Source organism: Lysinibacillus sp. LK3, assembly GCF_001043675.1.
Taxonomy (GTDB): Bacteria; Bacillota; Bacilli; order Bacillales_A; family Planococcaceae; genus Lysinibacillus; species Lysinibacillus capsici.
This window is the reverse complement of record NZ_LDUJ01000001.1, coordinates 332,654-349,329: the sequence shown is the minus strand read 5'-3', so window position 1 is coordinate 349,329 and position 16,676 is coordinate 332,654. Positions and strand designations below refer to the sequence as shown.

Annotated in this window: 13 protein-coding genes; 1 reads left to right on the top strand and 12 read right to left on the bottom strand. The window is 42.0% G+C overall.

Annotated features, from left to right (window positions below):
* Positions 1-2: 2 nt before the first annotated feature.
* From VK91_RS01620 to VK91_RS01575, 10 genes are all read right to left on the bottom strand, one after another.
* Positions 3-974, bottom strand: a complete 972-nt coding sequence (locus VK91_RS01620) for a P1 family peptidase (RefSeq protein WP_048390130.1) — start codon at positions 972-974, stop codon at positions 3-5.
* Positions 975-977: 3 nt separating this feature from the next.
* Positions 978-1,991, bottom strand: coding sequence for an ABC transporter ATP-binding protein (locus VK91_RS01615; protein ID WP_048390129.1), 1,014 nt, complete (start codon positions 1,989-1,991; stop codon positions 978-980).
* Positions 1,960-2,994, bottom strand: coding sequence for an ABC transporter ATP-binding protein (locus tag VK91_RS01610; protein ID WP_048390127.1), 1,035 nt, complete (start codon positions 2,992-2,994; stop codon positions 1,960-1,962). The genes VK91_RS01615 and VK91_RS01610 overlap by 32 nt, the downstream gene beginning before the upstream one ends.
* Positions 2,995-3,009: 15 nt before the next feature.
* Positions 3,010-4,464 (bottom strand): aldehyde dehydrogenase family protein, encoded by a 1,455-nt coding sequence (locus tag VK91_RS01605; RefSeq protein WP_048390125.1) that lies wholly within the window; start codon positions 4,462-4,464, stop codon positions 3,010-3,012.
* 10 nt (positions 4,465-4,474) lie between these two features.
* Positions 4,475-5,221, bottom strand: coding sequence for an SDR family NAD(P)-dependent oxidoreductase (locus tag VK91_RS01600; protein ID WP_048390123.1), 747 nt, complete (start codon positions 5,219-5,221; stop codon positions 4,475-4,477).
* A 1-nt stretch (position 5,222) separates the two neighbouring features.
* Complete coding sequence (locus tag VK91_RS01595) at positions 5,223-6,311, bottom strand: tartrate dehydrogenase (RefSeq protein ID WP_004229600.1); 1,089 nt, start codon at positions 6,309-6,311, stop codon at positions 5,223-5,225.
* Positions 6,308-7,540 (bottom strand): M20 family metallopeptidase, encoded by a 1,233-nt coding sequence (locus VK91_RS01590; protein WP_048390120.1) that lies wholly within the window; start codon positions 7,538-7,540, stop codon positions 6,308-6,310. The genes VK91_RS01595 and VK91_RS01590 overlap by 4 nt, the downstream gene beginning before the upstream one ends.
* Before the next feature lie 460 nt (positions 7,541-8,000).
* On the bottom strand, positions 8,001-9,128 hold the full coding sequence (locus VK91_RS01585) for a conserved virulence factor C family protein (RefSeq protein ID WP_048390119.1): 1,128 nt from the start codon (positions 9,126-9,128) through the stop codon (positions 8,001-8,003).
* Positions 9,129-9,140: 12 nt separating this feature from the next.
* Entirely contained in the window at positions 9,141-11,027 is a 1,887-nt protein-coding gene (locus VK91_RS01580) for an ABC-F family ATP-binding cassette domain-containing protein (RefSeq protein ID WP_009374238.1), read from the bottom strand.
* Positions 11,028-11,151: 124 nt separating this feature from the next.
* Positions 11,152-12,615 carry a PLP-dependent aminotransferase family protein gene (locus tag VK91_RS01575; protein WP_048390117.1) on the bottom strand — a complete coding sequence of 488 codons (1,464 nt, stop codon included), beginning with the start codon at positions 12,613-12,615 and terminating at the stop codon, positions 11,152-11,154.
* A gap of 244 nt (positions 12,616-12,859) precedes the next feature.
* On the opposite strand from VK91_RS01575, the gene VK91_RS01570 reads away from it, so the two are divergent.
* Positions 12,860-14,122 (top strand): pyridoxal-dependent decarboxylase, encoded by a 1,263-nt coding sequence (locus VK91_RS01570; protein ID WP_231595543.1) that lies wholly within the window; start codon positions 12,860-12,862, stop codon positions 14,120-14,122.
* A 191-nt stretch (positions 14,123-14,313) separates the two neighbouring features.
* Here the strand turns inward: VK91_RS01570 and VK91_RS01565 are convergent, their stop codons facing one another.
* Both VK91_RS01565 and VK91_RS01560 read right to left on the bottom strand, forming a co-directional pair.
* Positions 14,314-14,928: an HD domain-containing protein gene (locus VK91_RS01565; protein WP_048390115.1), complete on the bottom strand. Its 615-nt coding sequence runs from the start codon at positions 14,926-14,928 to the stop codon at positions 14,314-14,316.
* Between the two features lie 703 nt (positions 14,929-15,631).
* Complete coding sequence (locus tag VK91_RS01560) at positions 15,632-16,675, bottom strand: DUF917 family protein (RefSeq protein ID WP_048390113.1); 1,044 nt, start codon at positions 16,673-16,675, stop codon at positions 15,632-15,634.
* Position 16,676 lies beyond the last annotated feature (1 nt).

The window sequence follows — 16,676 nt, the reverse complement described above, 5'->3', positions numbered from 1 at the left end:
TTCTAAGTGCTTGTCTTTTGAATGCTTGTATAACTCTCAACATCCGCCAATCGTTCAGCGGCTTTAATGCCAGCCAGAATTGCTTCCTCCATCACCTTTGTCGCTAGCTGGCCTAAATAATCAAGTGCATAGGATTGATCCCCTGTACCAAGCACAAAAATCGTATCGCCATCCAGCATTGTATGAACAGGATAAATCGTGCGTGCTAAGGCATTTTGCGTAAGCTGCGCAATCTTTTTAGCCTCAGCCTTCGTTAGCTTGGCATTCATTGCTACAACACCAATGGTTGTATTTGTACCCGCTAAAGCCTCTGATTGTGCATGTTGCTCTAAATAGGCACAGCAATCCACCCATTGACCAGAATGCGTATCTCTTGCTCCAGCTAAAATTTTCCTCGTTGTAGGGTCCTTGACATCTCCAACTGCATTGACAGCCACGATAGCACCTGCTACAAGACCATCTTTTCCCGCATAGGAAGCACTACCAAGCCCACCCTTCATTGCAAATTCTGGACCAGCTAATTTGCCTACAGTTGCTCCGTAGCCTGCGCCTACATTGCCATTTGGAAATGAGCCAACTTGTGCCGCTTGTGCCGCTTCATAGCCCATTAGTGCTGTAGGTCGTGCATGTGGATCACCGATAAACAAGTCAAAGAGTACAGCACTTGGTACAATCGGTATTTTCGCTACTCCTGCATCTACCCCAATCCCTTGCTCCTCTAAAAATTGCATGACGCCTGTAGCAGCATCTAACCCAAACGCACTACCCCCAGCTAAACAAATAGCATGAACTCGGTCAATTTCATTGATGGGATCTAACGCATCTGTTTCACGAGTACCTGGTGCAGAGCCTCGAACATCCACTCCACAAACTGCTCCGTTTTCCATTACTAGCACCGTACAGCCTGTGATGCCCTCCTTGTTCTCGCGATGTCCTACCTTAACACCTGGCACATCCGTTATATTGCCAAACATTCTTCACACCTCACTTTTTAAATAATTATAATTTTCTGATTTTTCATCATATAAAAAACAGGCTACTCGTTGATGATCATTTTCATTGTGAAGCTTCGGTCTCTCCTGATGGCATCTTTCCATCACATGCGGGCAACGTGTATGAAAGACACAGCCAACAGGTGGATTCATCGGACTTGGTAACTCGCCCTGTAAAAGTATTTCTTGCTTAGGCTCATCAAAATTAACAACTGGTATTGCAGATAGTAATGCTTGTGTATAGGGATGCAACGGATTGGCATATAGCTCCTTCTTTGTCCCAATCTCTACTACTCTACCTAAATACAGCACTGCCACACGGTCACTAATATGCTTCACAACGCTTAAATCATGTGAGATAAATAAATAGGTTAATTGAAATTCATCCTGTAAATCCATCATGAGATTGAGCACTTGTGATTGCACCGACACATCCAATGCTGAAACGGGCTCATCGGCTATAATGAATTCTGGATGAATCGCTAATGCCCGTGCAATCCCAATACGCTGCCGCTGCCCACCAGAAAATTCATGTGGAAATTTATGCATGGCATCCTCAGGTAGCCCTACCTTTTGTAATAGCTCCTTCACACGCTCTTTGCGTTGCTCCTTCGTCAAGGTTAATTGTAGCTTCATCGGCTCTTCGATTATAGAACCGATTCGCATCCGAGGATTGAGAGAGGCAAAGGGATCTTGAAAAATCATTTGCATTTGATTGCGGTAACTTTGTAGCTTATTCCCCTTTAAATGCTGGATGGGTTGTCCTTTATATAGCACTTCGCCTGCTGTTGGTTCAACGAGCTTTAAAATTGTTCGCCCAAAGGTGGATTTTCCTGAGCCTGATTCACCAACAATTCCAAGTGTTTCCCCTCTATAAATCTCAATCGAAATATCATCAACCGCTTTTATGACCTTTTTCTCTTCCTTCATCGATTTACGCTTCACAGGAAAGTAGGCTTTTAAATGATTAATTTCCAGCAAAACTTCTTTCTCTGTCATGAGCCAGCTCTCCTTTCTCCGTGAATAAATGACAGCGTACCTTATGTGCCTCCTGAATGTGATGAACAGCAGGTTGCTCCTGATGACAATGTGCCAGCGCATGGGGACAACGTGGCGCAAAGCGACAGCCGTCAGGTAATGCATACGCAGGTGGCACAGTACCAGGAATCGATGGTAGCCTTTTGACATCTGTTTCAAGGCTTGGCATCGTCTTTAAAAGCGCTGTGGTATAAGGATGCTGTGGATTTAAAAAGAGCTCTCTTACTGGGGCCTCCTCGACAATCTGTCCCGCATACATCACCATAACGCGGTCAGCTGTCTCTGCAACAACGCTCATATCATGGGTAATGAATAAAATGGCTGATCGATGCTCTTCCTTCATTTTTAGCATCAGCTTTAAAATCTGTGCCTGAACCGTGACATCAAGTGCAGTAGTTGGCTCATCCGCAATCAATAGCTGCGGATTATTCGACATTGCGATGGCAATCATAACTCGTTGTCGCATCCCGCCTGAGAGTTGGTGAGGATATTCAGCGATGACCTTTTCTGCATTCGCAATCCCGACTTCTTTTAATAGCTGTAGCGCTTTATTCCATGCCTCTTTTTTCGATACCTTTTGGTGTCTTCGTATGCCTTCAATCATTTGATTGCCAATCGTAAAAACGGGATCTAAAGAGGTCATGGGCTCTTGAAAAATCATACTAATTTCATTGCCTCGTATACGGCTCATTTCTTTATTTTTATAGGTAAGTAGATTTTTACCGTTTAAAGTGATAGAACCTGACGTAATTTCTCCTGGAGGTATAGGCAGCAACCGCATAATGGCTAAGGATGTAATACTTTTGCCACTTCCCGATTCACCAACCAGTGCAACGGTTTCTCCTTTATGAATAGTAAAATTCACATCTTCCACAACTTTTGCCTCTTTGCCATTTTTTAAATGGAATTTAATTGATAAATGATTGACCTCTAAAAGCACATCTTTGTCTTTTGGCTGTTCCATATGCGTCCCTCCATCTCAGTGTTGATTAGGTGGTGCATAGCGTATAGCGATATTTTTCATTTGCGTATAGTTTCGCAGTGCAACAAAGCCCTTCTCTCGACCAATTCCGCTTTTTTTATAGCCTCCAAATGGCATTTGAATGCCTCCAGCAGCCCCATAATTATTGACAAATACTTGTCCCGCCTGCACACGACTTGCCACATAGTGAGCCGTATCGATATTTTGTGACCAAATGCCCGCCACTAGGCCATAGTCCGTACTATTGGCTAATGCAATGGCCTCCTCTACAGTCGAAAATGTCAAGACGGTTAACACTGGACCGAAAATTTCCTCCTGAGCTAATGGATCATTTGGATCAACACCATCAAGTATAGTTGGCTGAACATAAAAGCCGTTCTCATAGCCTGCCAATGTCAATGGTTCCCCACCCGTCACAACATAGCCATCTACCTTTGCTTGCTGTAATAATGCAGTGATTTTTGTATATTGTTGTTCATTCAGTAACGGTCCCATCTCCATATCTGCTTCACCTGGTCCTACTTGGATCACTTGGAACCTTTGGGCTAATCGGGAAATGAAGGACTCTTTTATTCGTTCCTCAATGAGTAAACGTGCCCCTGCTGAACAAGTTTGACCAGCATTTTGAATAATCGCACGTACAACTCCCTCTAATGCCTGCTCCATGTTAGCATCCGCAAAAACAATATTAGGAGATTTACCACCAAGCTCTAATGTCACAGGCACAACATTTTCAGCAGCCGCCTTCATCACCGCAATTCCTGTGGGAACAGAACCTGTAAACGTAATATGATTAATATCGGGATGTGAAGTTAAATAAGGACCAACTTCTCGTCCCAAGCCCGTAATATGCTGGAAAATCCCTTTCGGCAACTTATCGGCGAACCATTCTGCAATGGCATGTGTTGTTAGCGGTGTATCCTCCGCACTTTTCACAATGACTGCATTACCAGTTGCTATAGCGGCTGCTACACTTCTTGCCGTAATTTGAATCGGATAATTCCATGGCACAATATGTACCGTAATGCCCACTGGCTCTAGCACTACTGCATTTAAAAGCCCATCCTCAATCGGAATTGTATCTCCCATCACCTTATCCGCTGCACCACCATAAAATTCAAAATAGCGTGCCGCTGCTTCAATATCTGCTCTTGCCTGTGATAAGGGCTTTCCTACATCCCGACATTCTAGCAAACTCCATTCCTCTGCATGCTTACGAATATAATGTGCAAATTCGATCAATAACTGCCCACGTTCATAGGCTTTCCATTGACGCCAGTCCTCACGTTCAAAGGCTACACGGGCTGCACGTACTGCCTCTTCTACATGTTCTTTACTCGCGTTGCTAATTTGTGCAATCACTTCACCCGTTGAGGGATTCTTAACATCGAGGTATGTCTGAGCATCACCGTGAACCCACTCACCATCTATCAACATAGGAATTTTTTTCATTGTACCCCTCCTATAATCCACGGCCACCATCTACATGTAATGTCGTTCCTGTGACCATACTTGCTGCATCTGATAGTAAATAACTAACAGCTCCTGCTATATCTGCTGGCTTCACTAATCGTCCTAATGGCACAGATTGCACAAAGACACTTTGCTTCGTCTGCTCTACGTCTGCACCCTGTGCGGCAAATTGACCAAGCATTTGTGTGTCTGCTGGTCCTGGATGAATCGTATTAACCCGAATTTGACTAGATGCTAGTTCAATTGCTAGTCCTCTCGTAAAGCTCTCTGCTGCACCCTTCGATGCAATATAAGCCTGTAAGCCCGGTCTTGGTCGCACTGCTGAAATCGAGGCAATTGTAATAATAGAACCCCTTTGCTGTTTTTTCATAAAAGGGACAACTGCCTTTGTCGTGATAAATAAACTTTTCACATTAACATCCATTAAACGATTCCATTCATCCATTGTGACCTCTTCAATCGGCGTAGCTGACTGGGCAATTCCCAGTGCATTAACAAGACCATCTATTCTGCCATACTTATCAAAAACCTGCTGGCAGATGTCTTGCACACGTTCCTCCTGTAACACATTGACTTCAAAGCATTGAAGGGCATCCTGTGTAATATCTGATAAGGCATCTATGGATAGATCAAGTCCAATAACTCGATTGCCCAGCTTTAATTGCTCGTGAATAATGGCCTTTCCCATACCGCCTCCTGCACCAGTAACCACAATCACCTGTTGCTCAACTGCCATGCTAAACACCTCCTGCTGTTAAAGTTCTATTAATAATTTCCTGACAAATCGCATCGCCCATTTGTGCTGTTGTCGCTTGTCCACCAATATCTGCTGTTTTCACAACGCCTTCCTGCAGCACAGCTGTAATGGCTTTAACAATGAGCTGTTCTAAATCTGGTCTGCCTTGATGGCCAAGCAGTAAGGCAAGCGACCAAATTTGAGCGATTGGATTGGCAATGCCCTTGCCTGCAATATCTGGTGCTGAGCCATGAACAGGCTCAAACATCGATGGAAAATCCTTTTCGGGGTTCAGGTTGGCTGATGGTGATAGACCAAGTCCTCCGACAATAGCAGAGCCTAAATCGGATAAAATATCGCCAAACAAATTGGACGCTACCACCACTTCAAAATTCTGTGGTCGTTCTACGAAATAGGCGACGAGTGCATCGATATAAATGGATTCGAGCTGTAGTGCTGGTGAACTTTGCTTCACCGCTTTGCTTGTATGCTCGTCCCAGAATTTCATCGAATGAATAATGGCATTCGATTTTGTCGCACTTGTTATTTTGGTTTTACCGTGTTGCTTCGCATATTCACAGGCAGCATGGACAATCTTTTCAATCCCAATGCGCGTCATGATTGTATTTTGAATCGTCATTTCCTGCGGCTGCTGTTGGTACAGTCGACCACCACTGTCAGAATATTCACCCTCTGCATTTTCACGGAAGATCACAAAATCAATTTCTTTGCCGTTAGCCAAGGGCGACGCTATCCCAGGTAGTGATTTAATAGGACGGAAATTCACATATTGCTGGAAATGCTTTCGAATGGGCATAATTAATTCCCAAACGGTAACATCATCAGGCACACGAGCATCGCCAATAGCCCCAAATAAAATCGCATCATATGTTTGAAGTGTTGCCAGTGCATCATTAGGCATCATACAGCCATGCTGTACGTAGTAATCGGAGCTCCAAGGAAAGATGGTTGTTTCAATTTGTAAGGAGCTATGTTGTTCTTGCAAACAATTTAAAACTTTTAACGCTTCCTGCATAACCTCTTTTCCTATGCCATCTCCTGGTATTACTGCTATTTTGATAGCTGTCATTGTGCATCACCCGCCAAAAATTTTAATGCTGCTAAACGGTAAATGGCCGTTGTTTCTGCCAATTCTTCAATGTCCACATACTCATTGATTTGATGAGGAATTTCTCGATCTCCTGCTCCAACCGTTACAATTGGAATACCATGCACATGAAGAAACGTCCCATCTGTCGCGCCTGGAACACCATTATATTTTGGTTCCTTCTCTGTTACCTCTGCCACAGCCTCATATATTGCCTGTACAACAGGGTCTTCCTTCGCTGTTGCTGTTGCAGGTCGGTTATCAAGAACCGTCAGTTCTACTTTGAAATCAGGATCATCTGCTTGTAATCGTTTAATAATTGCTTCAATCTTGCCCAGTAGTTCATCATGGTCCTGCGCAGGCACCGTGCGAATATCGAGTGTTGTCATACAGTGATCGGGAATGACATTGATTTGTGCATCTCCCTTTACAGGCGCTCGTAAAATCGTTGGTGTAATAGATGGCCAATTCAGCATTGGATCACGCCCTAATCGTGCTTGCTCCTCTTTTTCCAATTTTTCAAGCTCTACGATGAAACGTGCCATACGCCAGTTAGGATTAATGCCACTCCACGAAATCGCACCATGCGCCATTTTACCGAAAATATCTACCTGTAAACGAATAGCCCCGCGTTGTGCAATACACACATTATTTTCCTGTGGCTCACAGATAATCGCACCATCCACACCATCGGCCCAGCCATTTTTAATAAAATGCTTAATGCCTAGCATAAGCCCTTCTTCATCACATGGAATACATAAAATAATTTTGCCCGTAAACGCCTCTTGATCTAGTAGCAATGACTGACAAGCTGTAATCATACAAGCAAGATTCCCTTTTGTATCATTCGTTCCCCTGCCATACATACGCCCATCTACAATTTCTGCTCCAAATGGATCATAGGCCCAAGCCTCTCGATTGCCCTCTGTCACCACATCCGTATGTCCTTCGAAAAGTAATGTTTTCCCAGGCTTGCCCGAATCAATAATACCAATGACATTTGGTCGCCCTGGCAAAACCTCCTCGATATGCGTCTCGATGCCAATATCTCGTAAATACGCCGCTACAAAAGTCGCCACCTCTTGCTCATTGCCCTTCGGATCGTTCTCACGGTAAACGCTTTCAATGCGCACGAGCTTCTGTGTTAAGGCGATCACCGTCTCACGATCTCGCACATACGATTTTGTTGTCTTTAAACTAGTTACTGTCATGCAAAGGACCTCCTATTTTTAAAGAATATTCTGAATTTATGTTATTTTAACATTGTCCTTTCTCTATGAAACTAGACAATATGTTAATGATTCAAAGAACGCCTTTAACTTTTTGTTTAGCAATGAATCACTAGAAAACAACATTTTTTTCTGTTTTATACGGTTTTTCGATCAATTCATCGAATGCAAGAGAGTATTGTTTTTGATTTTCAGGTGGTTAGATAATTATAGTTTGGAAGAGGGAACACTTTTTTGAGTGGGATTTCTTTAATTTGGAGAAAGAAGTTTTTGGTTCTTTGGAGCGGTTCACCCTTTTTAAGAGCGGGTCCACACTTCTTTGGAGTGGTTCGCTCACTCTTGGAGAGGACCTATCACCATTCAGAAGCACCTTACCCATTTATTAGGGCGAATGCCAACCATTACAAAATAGAAAAAACCAGCATTTGCTGGTTTTTCCTGATTATTGTTGACGGGATTCGGTCATTTGCTTCCAAACCGAGCCTTTTGCTTCCTCGCCTTGTTCGATACGGGCAATGGCCATTTTCACTTGTAGCTTCACTTCGAATTCTTTGTCATCTTCGGCAGCCTTCAATGCTGGTAAGGACTGTTCTGTGCCGACCTCATATAAATACATGGCTGCGCGCCAGCGAACCAATTTGTTTTTGTCCTGTAAGGCTTGCAGCATGGCTTCTTCAAATTCTACAAAGCCCAGGTCACTCATGCAGTCACCTGCTGTTCGACGTACTGCTGCACTTTTATCTTGTAGGGCTCTTTCTAAATAAGGGACAACTGCCACATCCTCAATCATGCCTAAGTACACCGTCGCTAGTCGACGGATAGACATTTGTTCATCCTGTAAGGCTAAATCTAATAGCGGTAGATCGTCTAGCTCAGGATCAGCCATTTGATCAAGCAGTTGGAAGCGTTTCTCCCATTCAGGTTGCTTGAACTGTTCTACTGTCACTTTGAGTTTGTCCGTTTTCACAGCGGCTTTTTCACCATCATTATTGATAGCTGTGACAATTTCTGCTAAACGGTCAGCAGAATAAGTGACATCAATCTCCTGTTTGATTGTTTCAGCAATTTCCTCCAGCTCACCGTAGCGAACCCCATAATCAATCCACTTACGTTGGAAAATATAGTTTTCATCTACTGCTGACTCAATAATTTGATTAAAAGCATCGACAAAACGGTCTCCGCAGCTAATACGATATTCACGTTGGTTATCAAAAACTTTTACTTGTAAAGGCACCTGCTTGTAAAATTGTACATGGACATAAACCTCTCCATAAAATTCATTGGCCACAACCGTTTCTTCTTGTGTTTGGACATCTTCCCCTAACACTTGACGAATACTTGCTAGAATGCCTTCCCATGCATATTTAGCATTACGCTCAACAGCAAAGAAATCGGCTACATGGTAAACGCCCTTTACTCCCTCAATCGCTAAAATAGCAGCCGCTTCGCCTGTTGCTTCGTCTTTATTATCCTTTGTAAAATTATAGCTCTTCCCGAATGGTAGCTCTGTATCAACAACAATCTTCATAGAATTGGGACTTGGCGTCGGTTCAATGGTAATAATCTTCATGTCTATCGCTCCTTATCCGTTAACTATTTCATCTAAATACGACCATCTTTCAATTAGATGCTCATACTGTGCATTTAGCTCATCCAACTTAGCTGTTAATTCCTGTAGCTTGGTAAAATCTGAGCCTGCATTGGCGATTCCTTCTTCGGTTTCCATAATAGCAGTTTCTGTTTTCTCTATCTCGTCTGCAATCGTTTCCCATTCTTTTTGCTCTTTAAACGATAGCTTTTTTTTGTCTGATTTTGGCTTTTCTGATTTGGCCTTTTCTACTTTTGGCGTTTCTACTTTGACAGTAGCTGTCTGCTCACGTTTCTCCAGATACTCACTGTATAGATCCAGTGTTTCCTCTACTTGTCCCTGACCATCTAGTATCCATAGCTTTTTCGCAATACGGTCGAGGAAGAAGCGATCATGGGAAATCGTGATAACCACGCCTGGGAAATGCTCGATGAAATCCTCTAGCACACCTAATGTTTCAATATCTAAATCATTCGTTGGCTCGTCCAATAATAAGACGTTTGGTTGCTCCATCAATAAACGTAATAAATGAAGACGCTTGCGCTCACCGCCCGATAATTTTCCAATTGGAGTACCATGAGCATGCAACGGGAATAAAAAGCGCTCCAGCATTTGAGCAGCTGAGTAACGGACACCCTCTGCATCGGTAATATCATTTGAAGCCTCACGTATATATTCAATCATGCGCTCATTTTCATTCATTTTCGGCAATGTTTGCTTGAAATGTGCCAGCTTGACCGTTGACCCAACAAGAATTTCACCTTGATCGGGTGTCAGCTCTCCTGCTAGCATGTTCAACAAAGTTGATTTTCCTACACCGTTCGCGCCGATAATGCCAATTCGATCACCTTGCTGTAGTAGAAACGAGAAGTTTTCAAGGATTTTTTGCTGGCCAAAGGCTTTCGAAATTTTCTCAGCCTCCAGCACTTTACGTCCAAGACGTGTTGTCGCAAGTCCCATATCCAAGGAAACATCTTCTGTTTTGCGTTCTAGGTTTTCTTCTAGCTTTTCAAAGCGTTGAATACGAGCCTTTTGCTTGGTTGAACGCGCCTTCGCACCACGACGTATCCATTTTAATTCTGAACGATAACGATTGCGATCCTTCTGTGCAGAAGCAGCTTGCATCTCCTCACGAATAGCTCGAGCCTCTAAATAATCACCGTAATTCCCTGTATGACGATACAAGGTTTGATTTGCTAACTCGTAAATATGTGTTGATAATTCATCTAAGAAATAACGATCGTGGGTGATGAAAATCACTGCACCCTTTAATCGTAAGACCATCTCTTGAAGCCATTCTGTAGATTGTACATCTAAATGGTTGGTGGGCTCATCCAATAAGTAAAGATCCGCTGGTTCAATTAACACCTTCGCTAATGCAACACGTTTTTGCTGACCGCCTGATAGCGTTAGTACCTCTTTTTCAAAAGTTTCAATCCCAAGCTTTGTTAAGGCCGTCTTTGCAAGGGCATTGACATCCCATGCCTGTTCTTCATCCATGCGCTGTTGCAGACTAAATAACGTCTTTTGTAAACTTTCGGATGTTGGGTTACTTGCTAGAGCAGCAACCGTTTCCTCATATTGACGATTCAGCTGTAAAATGGGCGAATCGCCTGAAAAGACAGCTTGTAAAACTGTTTCGCCTGCCTTAAAAGTAGGCTCCTGTGGTAAATAAGCGACACGGTATTTATTCGGGCGATCTACTGTCATCGAATCCGCTTCCATGTCCCCAGCTAAAATGGATAACAGGGTTGATTTTCCCGTTCCATTTATACCGATTAAGCCTGCCCGCTCTCCCTCATAAATGGTAAATTCAATATTTTGAAAAAGCGTTTTATCGCCCACTGTTTTGGTTAAATTTTGTACAATTAAATGACTCATTCCACTATTCCATCTCTTTCATGTTAGGTATTGTTCATGCCCACACGATTTTTATGTAGACGATTATTGATATCCACTATTCATCATAACATCAAACCGCAGGTAAACAAAGAACAACAAACTATCAACGAACTGGTGGCATGTCCTGTAAATAGGATTCCATAAGCTGACAAAGCTTGATGATTCCTTGTGTTAAGTCGTGGGGTTCAGGATAAGAGTAACTAATTCTTAGATGGTGATATTGTGGCTCTCCTGGATAACAAGCTGAGCTTGGTAAAAAGGTAATTTGGTCTTGTTGAGCCTTCCATAACAGCTCATCCGTATTGCCATTACTAGGTAAAGACACCCAAATATTAAGTCCACCTTTTGGCTCGATCCACGTAACGCCCTTTGGTGCATGCTTATTCAACAATGCAATGGTCTGATCCCTTCTTATCTCAAGTGCAATGCGCAGTTTTTCTAAATGGGCATGCATTCGGTCTGAACGTAAAAATGGAATCAGTGCCTTTTGTGTTAATAAGGGGTTACCCGAATCGGCACTGGATTTGGCAGATAAAAGTCGTTGATGAACGGTACCTTTTGAAAGGATAGCGCCGATTCTACAGCTTGGGGCCAACGTCTTACTAAAGCCTTTTAAATAAATAACATGACCACTTGTATCTAAAGCTTTCAGAGGTGGTGGTGGTGAGTTATCGTCAAAATAAATTTCATTCCATGAATCGTCCTCTACAATAAGAAAACCATATTGTTGGGCAAGATCCAGTAATTCTCTCCTTCTTGCTTCACTTAAAACTGTGCCTGTAGGATTATGGAAGGTAGGATTTGTATAGATAAGCTTTGGCTGTTTGCTTAGGCAGAGTGTCGCTAGAAGAGCTGTCTGCATTCCTTCCTCGTCTACTGGTATGGGAATAATGTGGGCCCCACGATTTCTAAAGACATCGATTGCTGCTGTATATGTAGGGGCTTCGGTAATGACAATATCTCCAGGTCCAATAAATGTTTTAGCCACTAAATCTATACCTTGTTGTACACCGTTTGTCACAATAATTTCCTGCGGTGTTGTGGCAATATTACTATATGTTTTGACATAGTCTCGGATTGCCTTTCGTGCATCTTCATCCCCCTGTACCGTTCCATAACGAGCCACAATCTGAGGATCTGCCTGTAATATCGCCACAATTTCATTCACCAAATAAACAGAGGGTAATAATCCAGGGTGGATGGTCGCACTGGAGAATTTCATCGCATATTCCATTCTTTTATTTAACATAGATTGTGAACGTTGAATGTAATCAGGAATGGTTAGTTGCCAATTATAATCACTACCGCTCTCATTTGAGCTTCTTTGTTCTTTGTTTCGAACAAACGCCCCCTTGCCATGTATCACTTCAATATAACCATTTCTTTCTAATAAGGCATATGCCTTACTGACTGTGACAGGACTCACTTGATTTTCTTTTGAAAAGCTCCGAATAGAAGGTAATTGGCTCCCTTCCTGTAAAAATTCTGACCTTATTTTTTCTGCAAGGATAGTTGAAATTTGATCAATTAAAGATTGATCGGACTGACGATTCAGCTTTATTTCCATTGGACCTCCAACTGTTATAGTCTTCATTTGACTGTTATATATATCACTATATAGTGTAGAGGCAGAAATAGCTAAGTTAAAATGAAGGGAAATGATGATACATGATGAACATGAAGCAAGATCAGGAAAAAATAAAAACGCTTTTAATGGATGTAGTTGACCATGCAGCCAATTTTTTACTAATCTGGAGCATAGAGCTGTAACGAACCATTCCTCTAGCCTTCCTACTCCGACACTTCCAGAAGTGGGTGAGGGTGCTCAGGCAACACTTCAATATTTTACAAAGCAATTTGCTGAAGGCTTAAATAGTAGTGTAGGCTCAAGATACTTGGGTTTTGTCACAGGTGGATCTACCCCTGCTTCGATTGTCGGAGATTGGTTAGTAAGTGTTTACGATCAAAATTTATCCCATTCTAAGGGCTCTATTGCAGGTTCAATGGAGCTTGCGACAATTGACATGCTAAAGGAGTTATTGCTATTAAGCGATGATTATCGAGGAACATTTGTCAGTGGGGCTACGATGGCTAATTTTGTAGGACTTGCTCAAGCAAGGGAATGGATTGCACAATACTATGGAAAAAACACTGCTCTGGATGGTCTATATGGTATCCCTCCAATAAAGATTGTTAGCGGAACGCCCCACTCAAGTATAATCAAAGCAACCTCTATGCTTGGCATGGGAAGAAATTCCATTCACACTATGCTATGCCTAGAACAGCGAGAAGCCATTGACATCACAAAATTACAGCAGTTTCTTGAAGAAAACCTACATGAACCTTGTATAGTTGTAGCAAATGCGGGAACTGTCAATACGGTTGACTTTGATGATTTACAAGCAATTGGCGAGCTAAAAAAGCGATACCCTTTCTGGCTTCATATCGATGCGGCCTTTGGTGGCTTTGCAGCCTGTTCACCAAAGTATCGTCACTTTGTTGAGGGCATGAATTATGCAGATTCTATTACAATTGACGCACATAAATGGCTGAACGTCCCTTATGATGCCGCTATGCAATTTACCCGTCATCAATCGTTGCAAGCAACCGTTTTTCAAAATAATGCTGCCTATCTTGGTAGTTCCCTTGAAAATCCAGATTTCTGTGATCTTACACCAGAAAATTCACGTCGTTTTCGTGCGCTACCTGCTTGGTTTTCTTTACAGGCCTATGGTAAATTGGGCTACCAACAATTAATAGAAGAAAATGTATTACTCGCACAACAGCTTGGTCAAAAAATAGATGACAGTCCCTACTTTACATTGCTAGCACCTGTTCGACTGAATATCGTGTGCTTCGCCGTCAATCATGAGGCACTGACAGCTGAAATGAACCAACAATTTTTAACAACTTTAAATCAACAAGGCCAAGTATACATGACGCCAACTGTCTACAAAGGTACGCCAGCTATTCGCGCGGCTTTCAGTAATTGGCGTACTTCCCAAGCAGACCTGGCAATCATTTGGGAAGCATTAACAACAGCGATATCCTCCTATTTTAATGAATCTATCTAAGCTATTAAAAGGTAATGGAGTAACACATGATGAAGGATTCCTCATTTGTGCGTCTCCAATAATTCACTACAAAACTAAAACTACTTGCCATAGGAAATGCACGCTTCATTATTTTTGTACTACGAAGACCATAGCCGAATGAAGCACAAAAACCGCCCTTCAAATTGAAAAGGCGGTTTTTGTGCTATGTGCTATTGACCGATTTCGTGCTGGAGTTGCTTTAAAAAACTTTCCATAAATTGATGACGTTCAAGTGCCATTTGCTTGCCCTTTTCCGTCACCATTAAATCTTTTAGCAGTAATAATTTCTCATAAAAATGAGTAACAGACGCGGTATTGTTTTGACGATATTCTGACTCTGACATATTTGTGCGTGCTTCTTCTTCCTTATCATAAAGCTTGCGACCTTTTGCGCCACCATAAGCAAATGTTCTGGCAATGCCAATAGCACCAATTGCATCTAAACGATCTGCATCTCGGACGATTTTTGCTTCCAATGATGTTGCTTCTAGCTCATTCCCACCATTAAATGACACTTGAGCAATGCAATCTCGAATATGCCGCTTTTTACCTTCACTAACAGGTAATTCCGCAATAAGCTGTTCTTCCTTTTCCTTGCTATCGGTATACTTTTTGTCACTGACATCATGTAAAAGTACCGCTATTTTCACAACTTCTTCATCTGCTGTTGGCTCGCTATGTAGGATAGCTAATGCATTTTGATAGACACGTTCAATATGTTGAAAATCATGACTAGCATCAAATTGATCATATATTTCACGTACTTTATTCATTAAATGATTCATAGTCTTCACTCATTCCTTTCCTACAAAATTATACTGTATTTTATTACATAAGAGGTAATCTAGAAAAATTAAAAATCAAATCCATTTCAATTGACTAATTTTTCAGAATATTGTATGATAAACGTACAGAACAGCTATTTGTTCTGTACCTCATATTTTTCAGCAATGTACAACAGCTGTGTGTTTAACAGATTTAACATTAACTTCAGCGGGCTTACAATTGAATAACCTGTTTAAAAGATGACGTGCGTATTGAAAACCTATCATCTAAACAAATAAAAGTGAACACTTTCCCTTAGAAATTCTTTGTTTAACCCGCATAGCCAAATGTACATGCCGAAAATGTGAACAACAAGTTAGTTTGTTGCATGACCAAAAGGATTTCGCCAGTTGTAGCAGAAGTGCATTGTTTTTTCATTACTGGTTGTTACCTTCTTCTAGTCAATACCTTGATTATGTATGAACGTAGCTCCTCCCTTTAATGAAAATCGTACACGATAATTGCTTACAGCTTGTGAATACCACGTTCGATGAGTTGTGCAAATCAGTAAGAAATTCATTTAAGCCATCAATGTATGAAGTGAAAAAGGAAGTAGGAACGATTGTGATAAAATGTATTACCATCCCGCTGAAGGACAAATAAAAGCTGCCCATCTTACATTCAAGTAGATGATGGCAGCTTTTACTGTTTTATTTTCTTACTTTATAGAACGCCTTTGATCACTTCATCAATTTCCCGCAATAGTGCTTCGTTTTGCATGGTTGTACTTAATTTTAAGTTAGATTGGTCTACATGAATCACTGCAACATGCATTCCTTCTTCAATACTTGCACTTGGAACTGGCATCATTTTCTCTGTATCGAACGTCATAATGAGGTCTGGGAATTTGGATTGTACCTGCCCTTCTTTCGATAATGTCATATATTCATTCCAGAACGTCAGATGGTAATCACCCACTGATAATTCCCCTACATCGAAGCCATTTTCCTTTGTTAACGAATAATTTGTGACAGCGCCTGATACAATGTGCACGCCATTCAAATACTGCAACACATGGGCTAGCTTTTCTTCAAAGGTTTGCCCATTTAAGAAGCAATAGCCAAGCTCTATAGCCATGGTAATCGCATTTGGTGCGCCATGTTTTTGTAAATAGTCAATCGTCACAGGATTTCGAGTGACCCCGACTAGCCCGCCTGCTAAAATAGAAGCTTGGCGTGCTGTCTTTGCGGTGCTGTGTAAATTCCCTTCCACAAAGCCTTGGACGGCGAAGTCACCTTTTCCTCCTGCATAAAATTGTACGGATTGATATTCTTGTTGTTCATGGAGATTTAAAGAACCCATGATTCCCGTTGGATGTGCTCGTCCATTACAGGGAGCATCCACAACAGGTACATTTAATAAGACTGACTGCAACCAGCCATTGATCGTCGTGATGGCACCATTTTCATTTGTAATGATGCCCTTTAGACGTTGATTGATATAGTTGTTCATACTACGATAGCTCCAACAAAGCTGTTCATTTGAAATATATTGATCGGCCGCTGATGGCGCACCTACCATTGCCACACAGGCAACTAAATCTTCTTGGTCTAATTCGGTAATATCAACCATTTGAGGTTCGCCTACTGCAAAGATTTCCTCCACTAGCTTGAGTCCTTCCTCTAGGAGACCACCGCCGCCTCCGCCAAGGATTGCTCCTCCGTAAACGGCAGCAATCCCATCCTCATACGATAATCCTTTCGCCATT

Coding starts and splice junctions, on each gene's coding strand:
- VK91_RS01600 (WP_048390123.1), bottom strand. CDS start 5,221: ATGGCAGTTGAGCAACAGGTGATTGTGGTTACTGGTGCAGGAGGCGGT.
- VK91_RS01580 (WP_009374238.1), bottom strand. CDS start 11,027: ATGAGTCATTTAATTGTACAAAATTTAACCAAAACAGTGGGCGATAAA.
- VK91_RS01585 (WP_048390119.1), bottom strand. CDS start 9,128: ATGAAGATTATTACCATTGAACCGACGCCAAGTCCCAATTCTATGAAG.
- VK91_RS01595 (WP_004229600.1), bottom strand. CDS start 6,311: ATGACAGCTATCAAAATAGCAGTAATACCAGGAGATGGCATAGGAAAA.
- VK91_RS01605 (WP_048390125.1), bottom strand. CDS start 4,464: ATGAAAAAAATTCCTATGTTGATAGATGGTGAGTGGGTTCACGGTGAT.
- VK91_RS01610 (WP_048390127.1), bottom strand. CDS start 2,994: ATGGAACAGCCAAAAGACAAAGATGTGCTTTTAGAGGTCAATCATTTA.
- VK91_RS01560 (WP_048390113.1), bottom strand. CDS start 16,675: ATGGCGAAAGGATTATCGTATGAGGATGGGATTGCTGCCGTTTACGGA.
- VK91_RS01575 (WP_048390117.1), bottom strand. CDS start 12,615: ATGGAAATAAAGCTGAATCGTCAGTCCGATCAATCTTTAATTGATCAA.
- VK91_RS01590 (WP_048390120.1), bottom strand. CDS start 7,540: ATGACAGTAACTAGTTTAAAGACAACAAAATCGTATGTGCGAGATCGT.
- VK91_RS01615 (WP_048390129.1), bottom strand. CDS start 1,991: ATGACAGAGAAAGAAGTTTTGCTGGAAATTAATCATTTAAAAGCCTAC.
- VK91_RS01620 (WP_048390130.1), bottom strand. CDS start 974: ATGTTTGGCAATATAACGGATGTGCCAGGTGTTAAGGTAGGACATCGC.
- VK91_RS01565 (WP_048390115.1), bottom strand. CDS start 14,928: ATGAATCATTTAATGAATAAAGTACGTGAAATATATGATCAATTTGAT.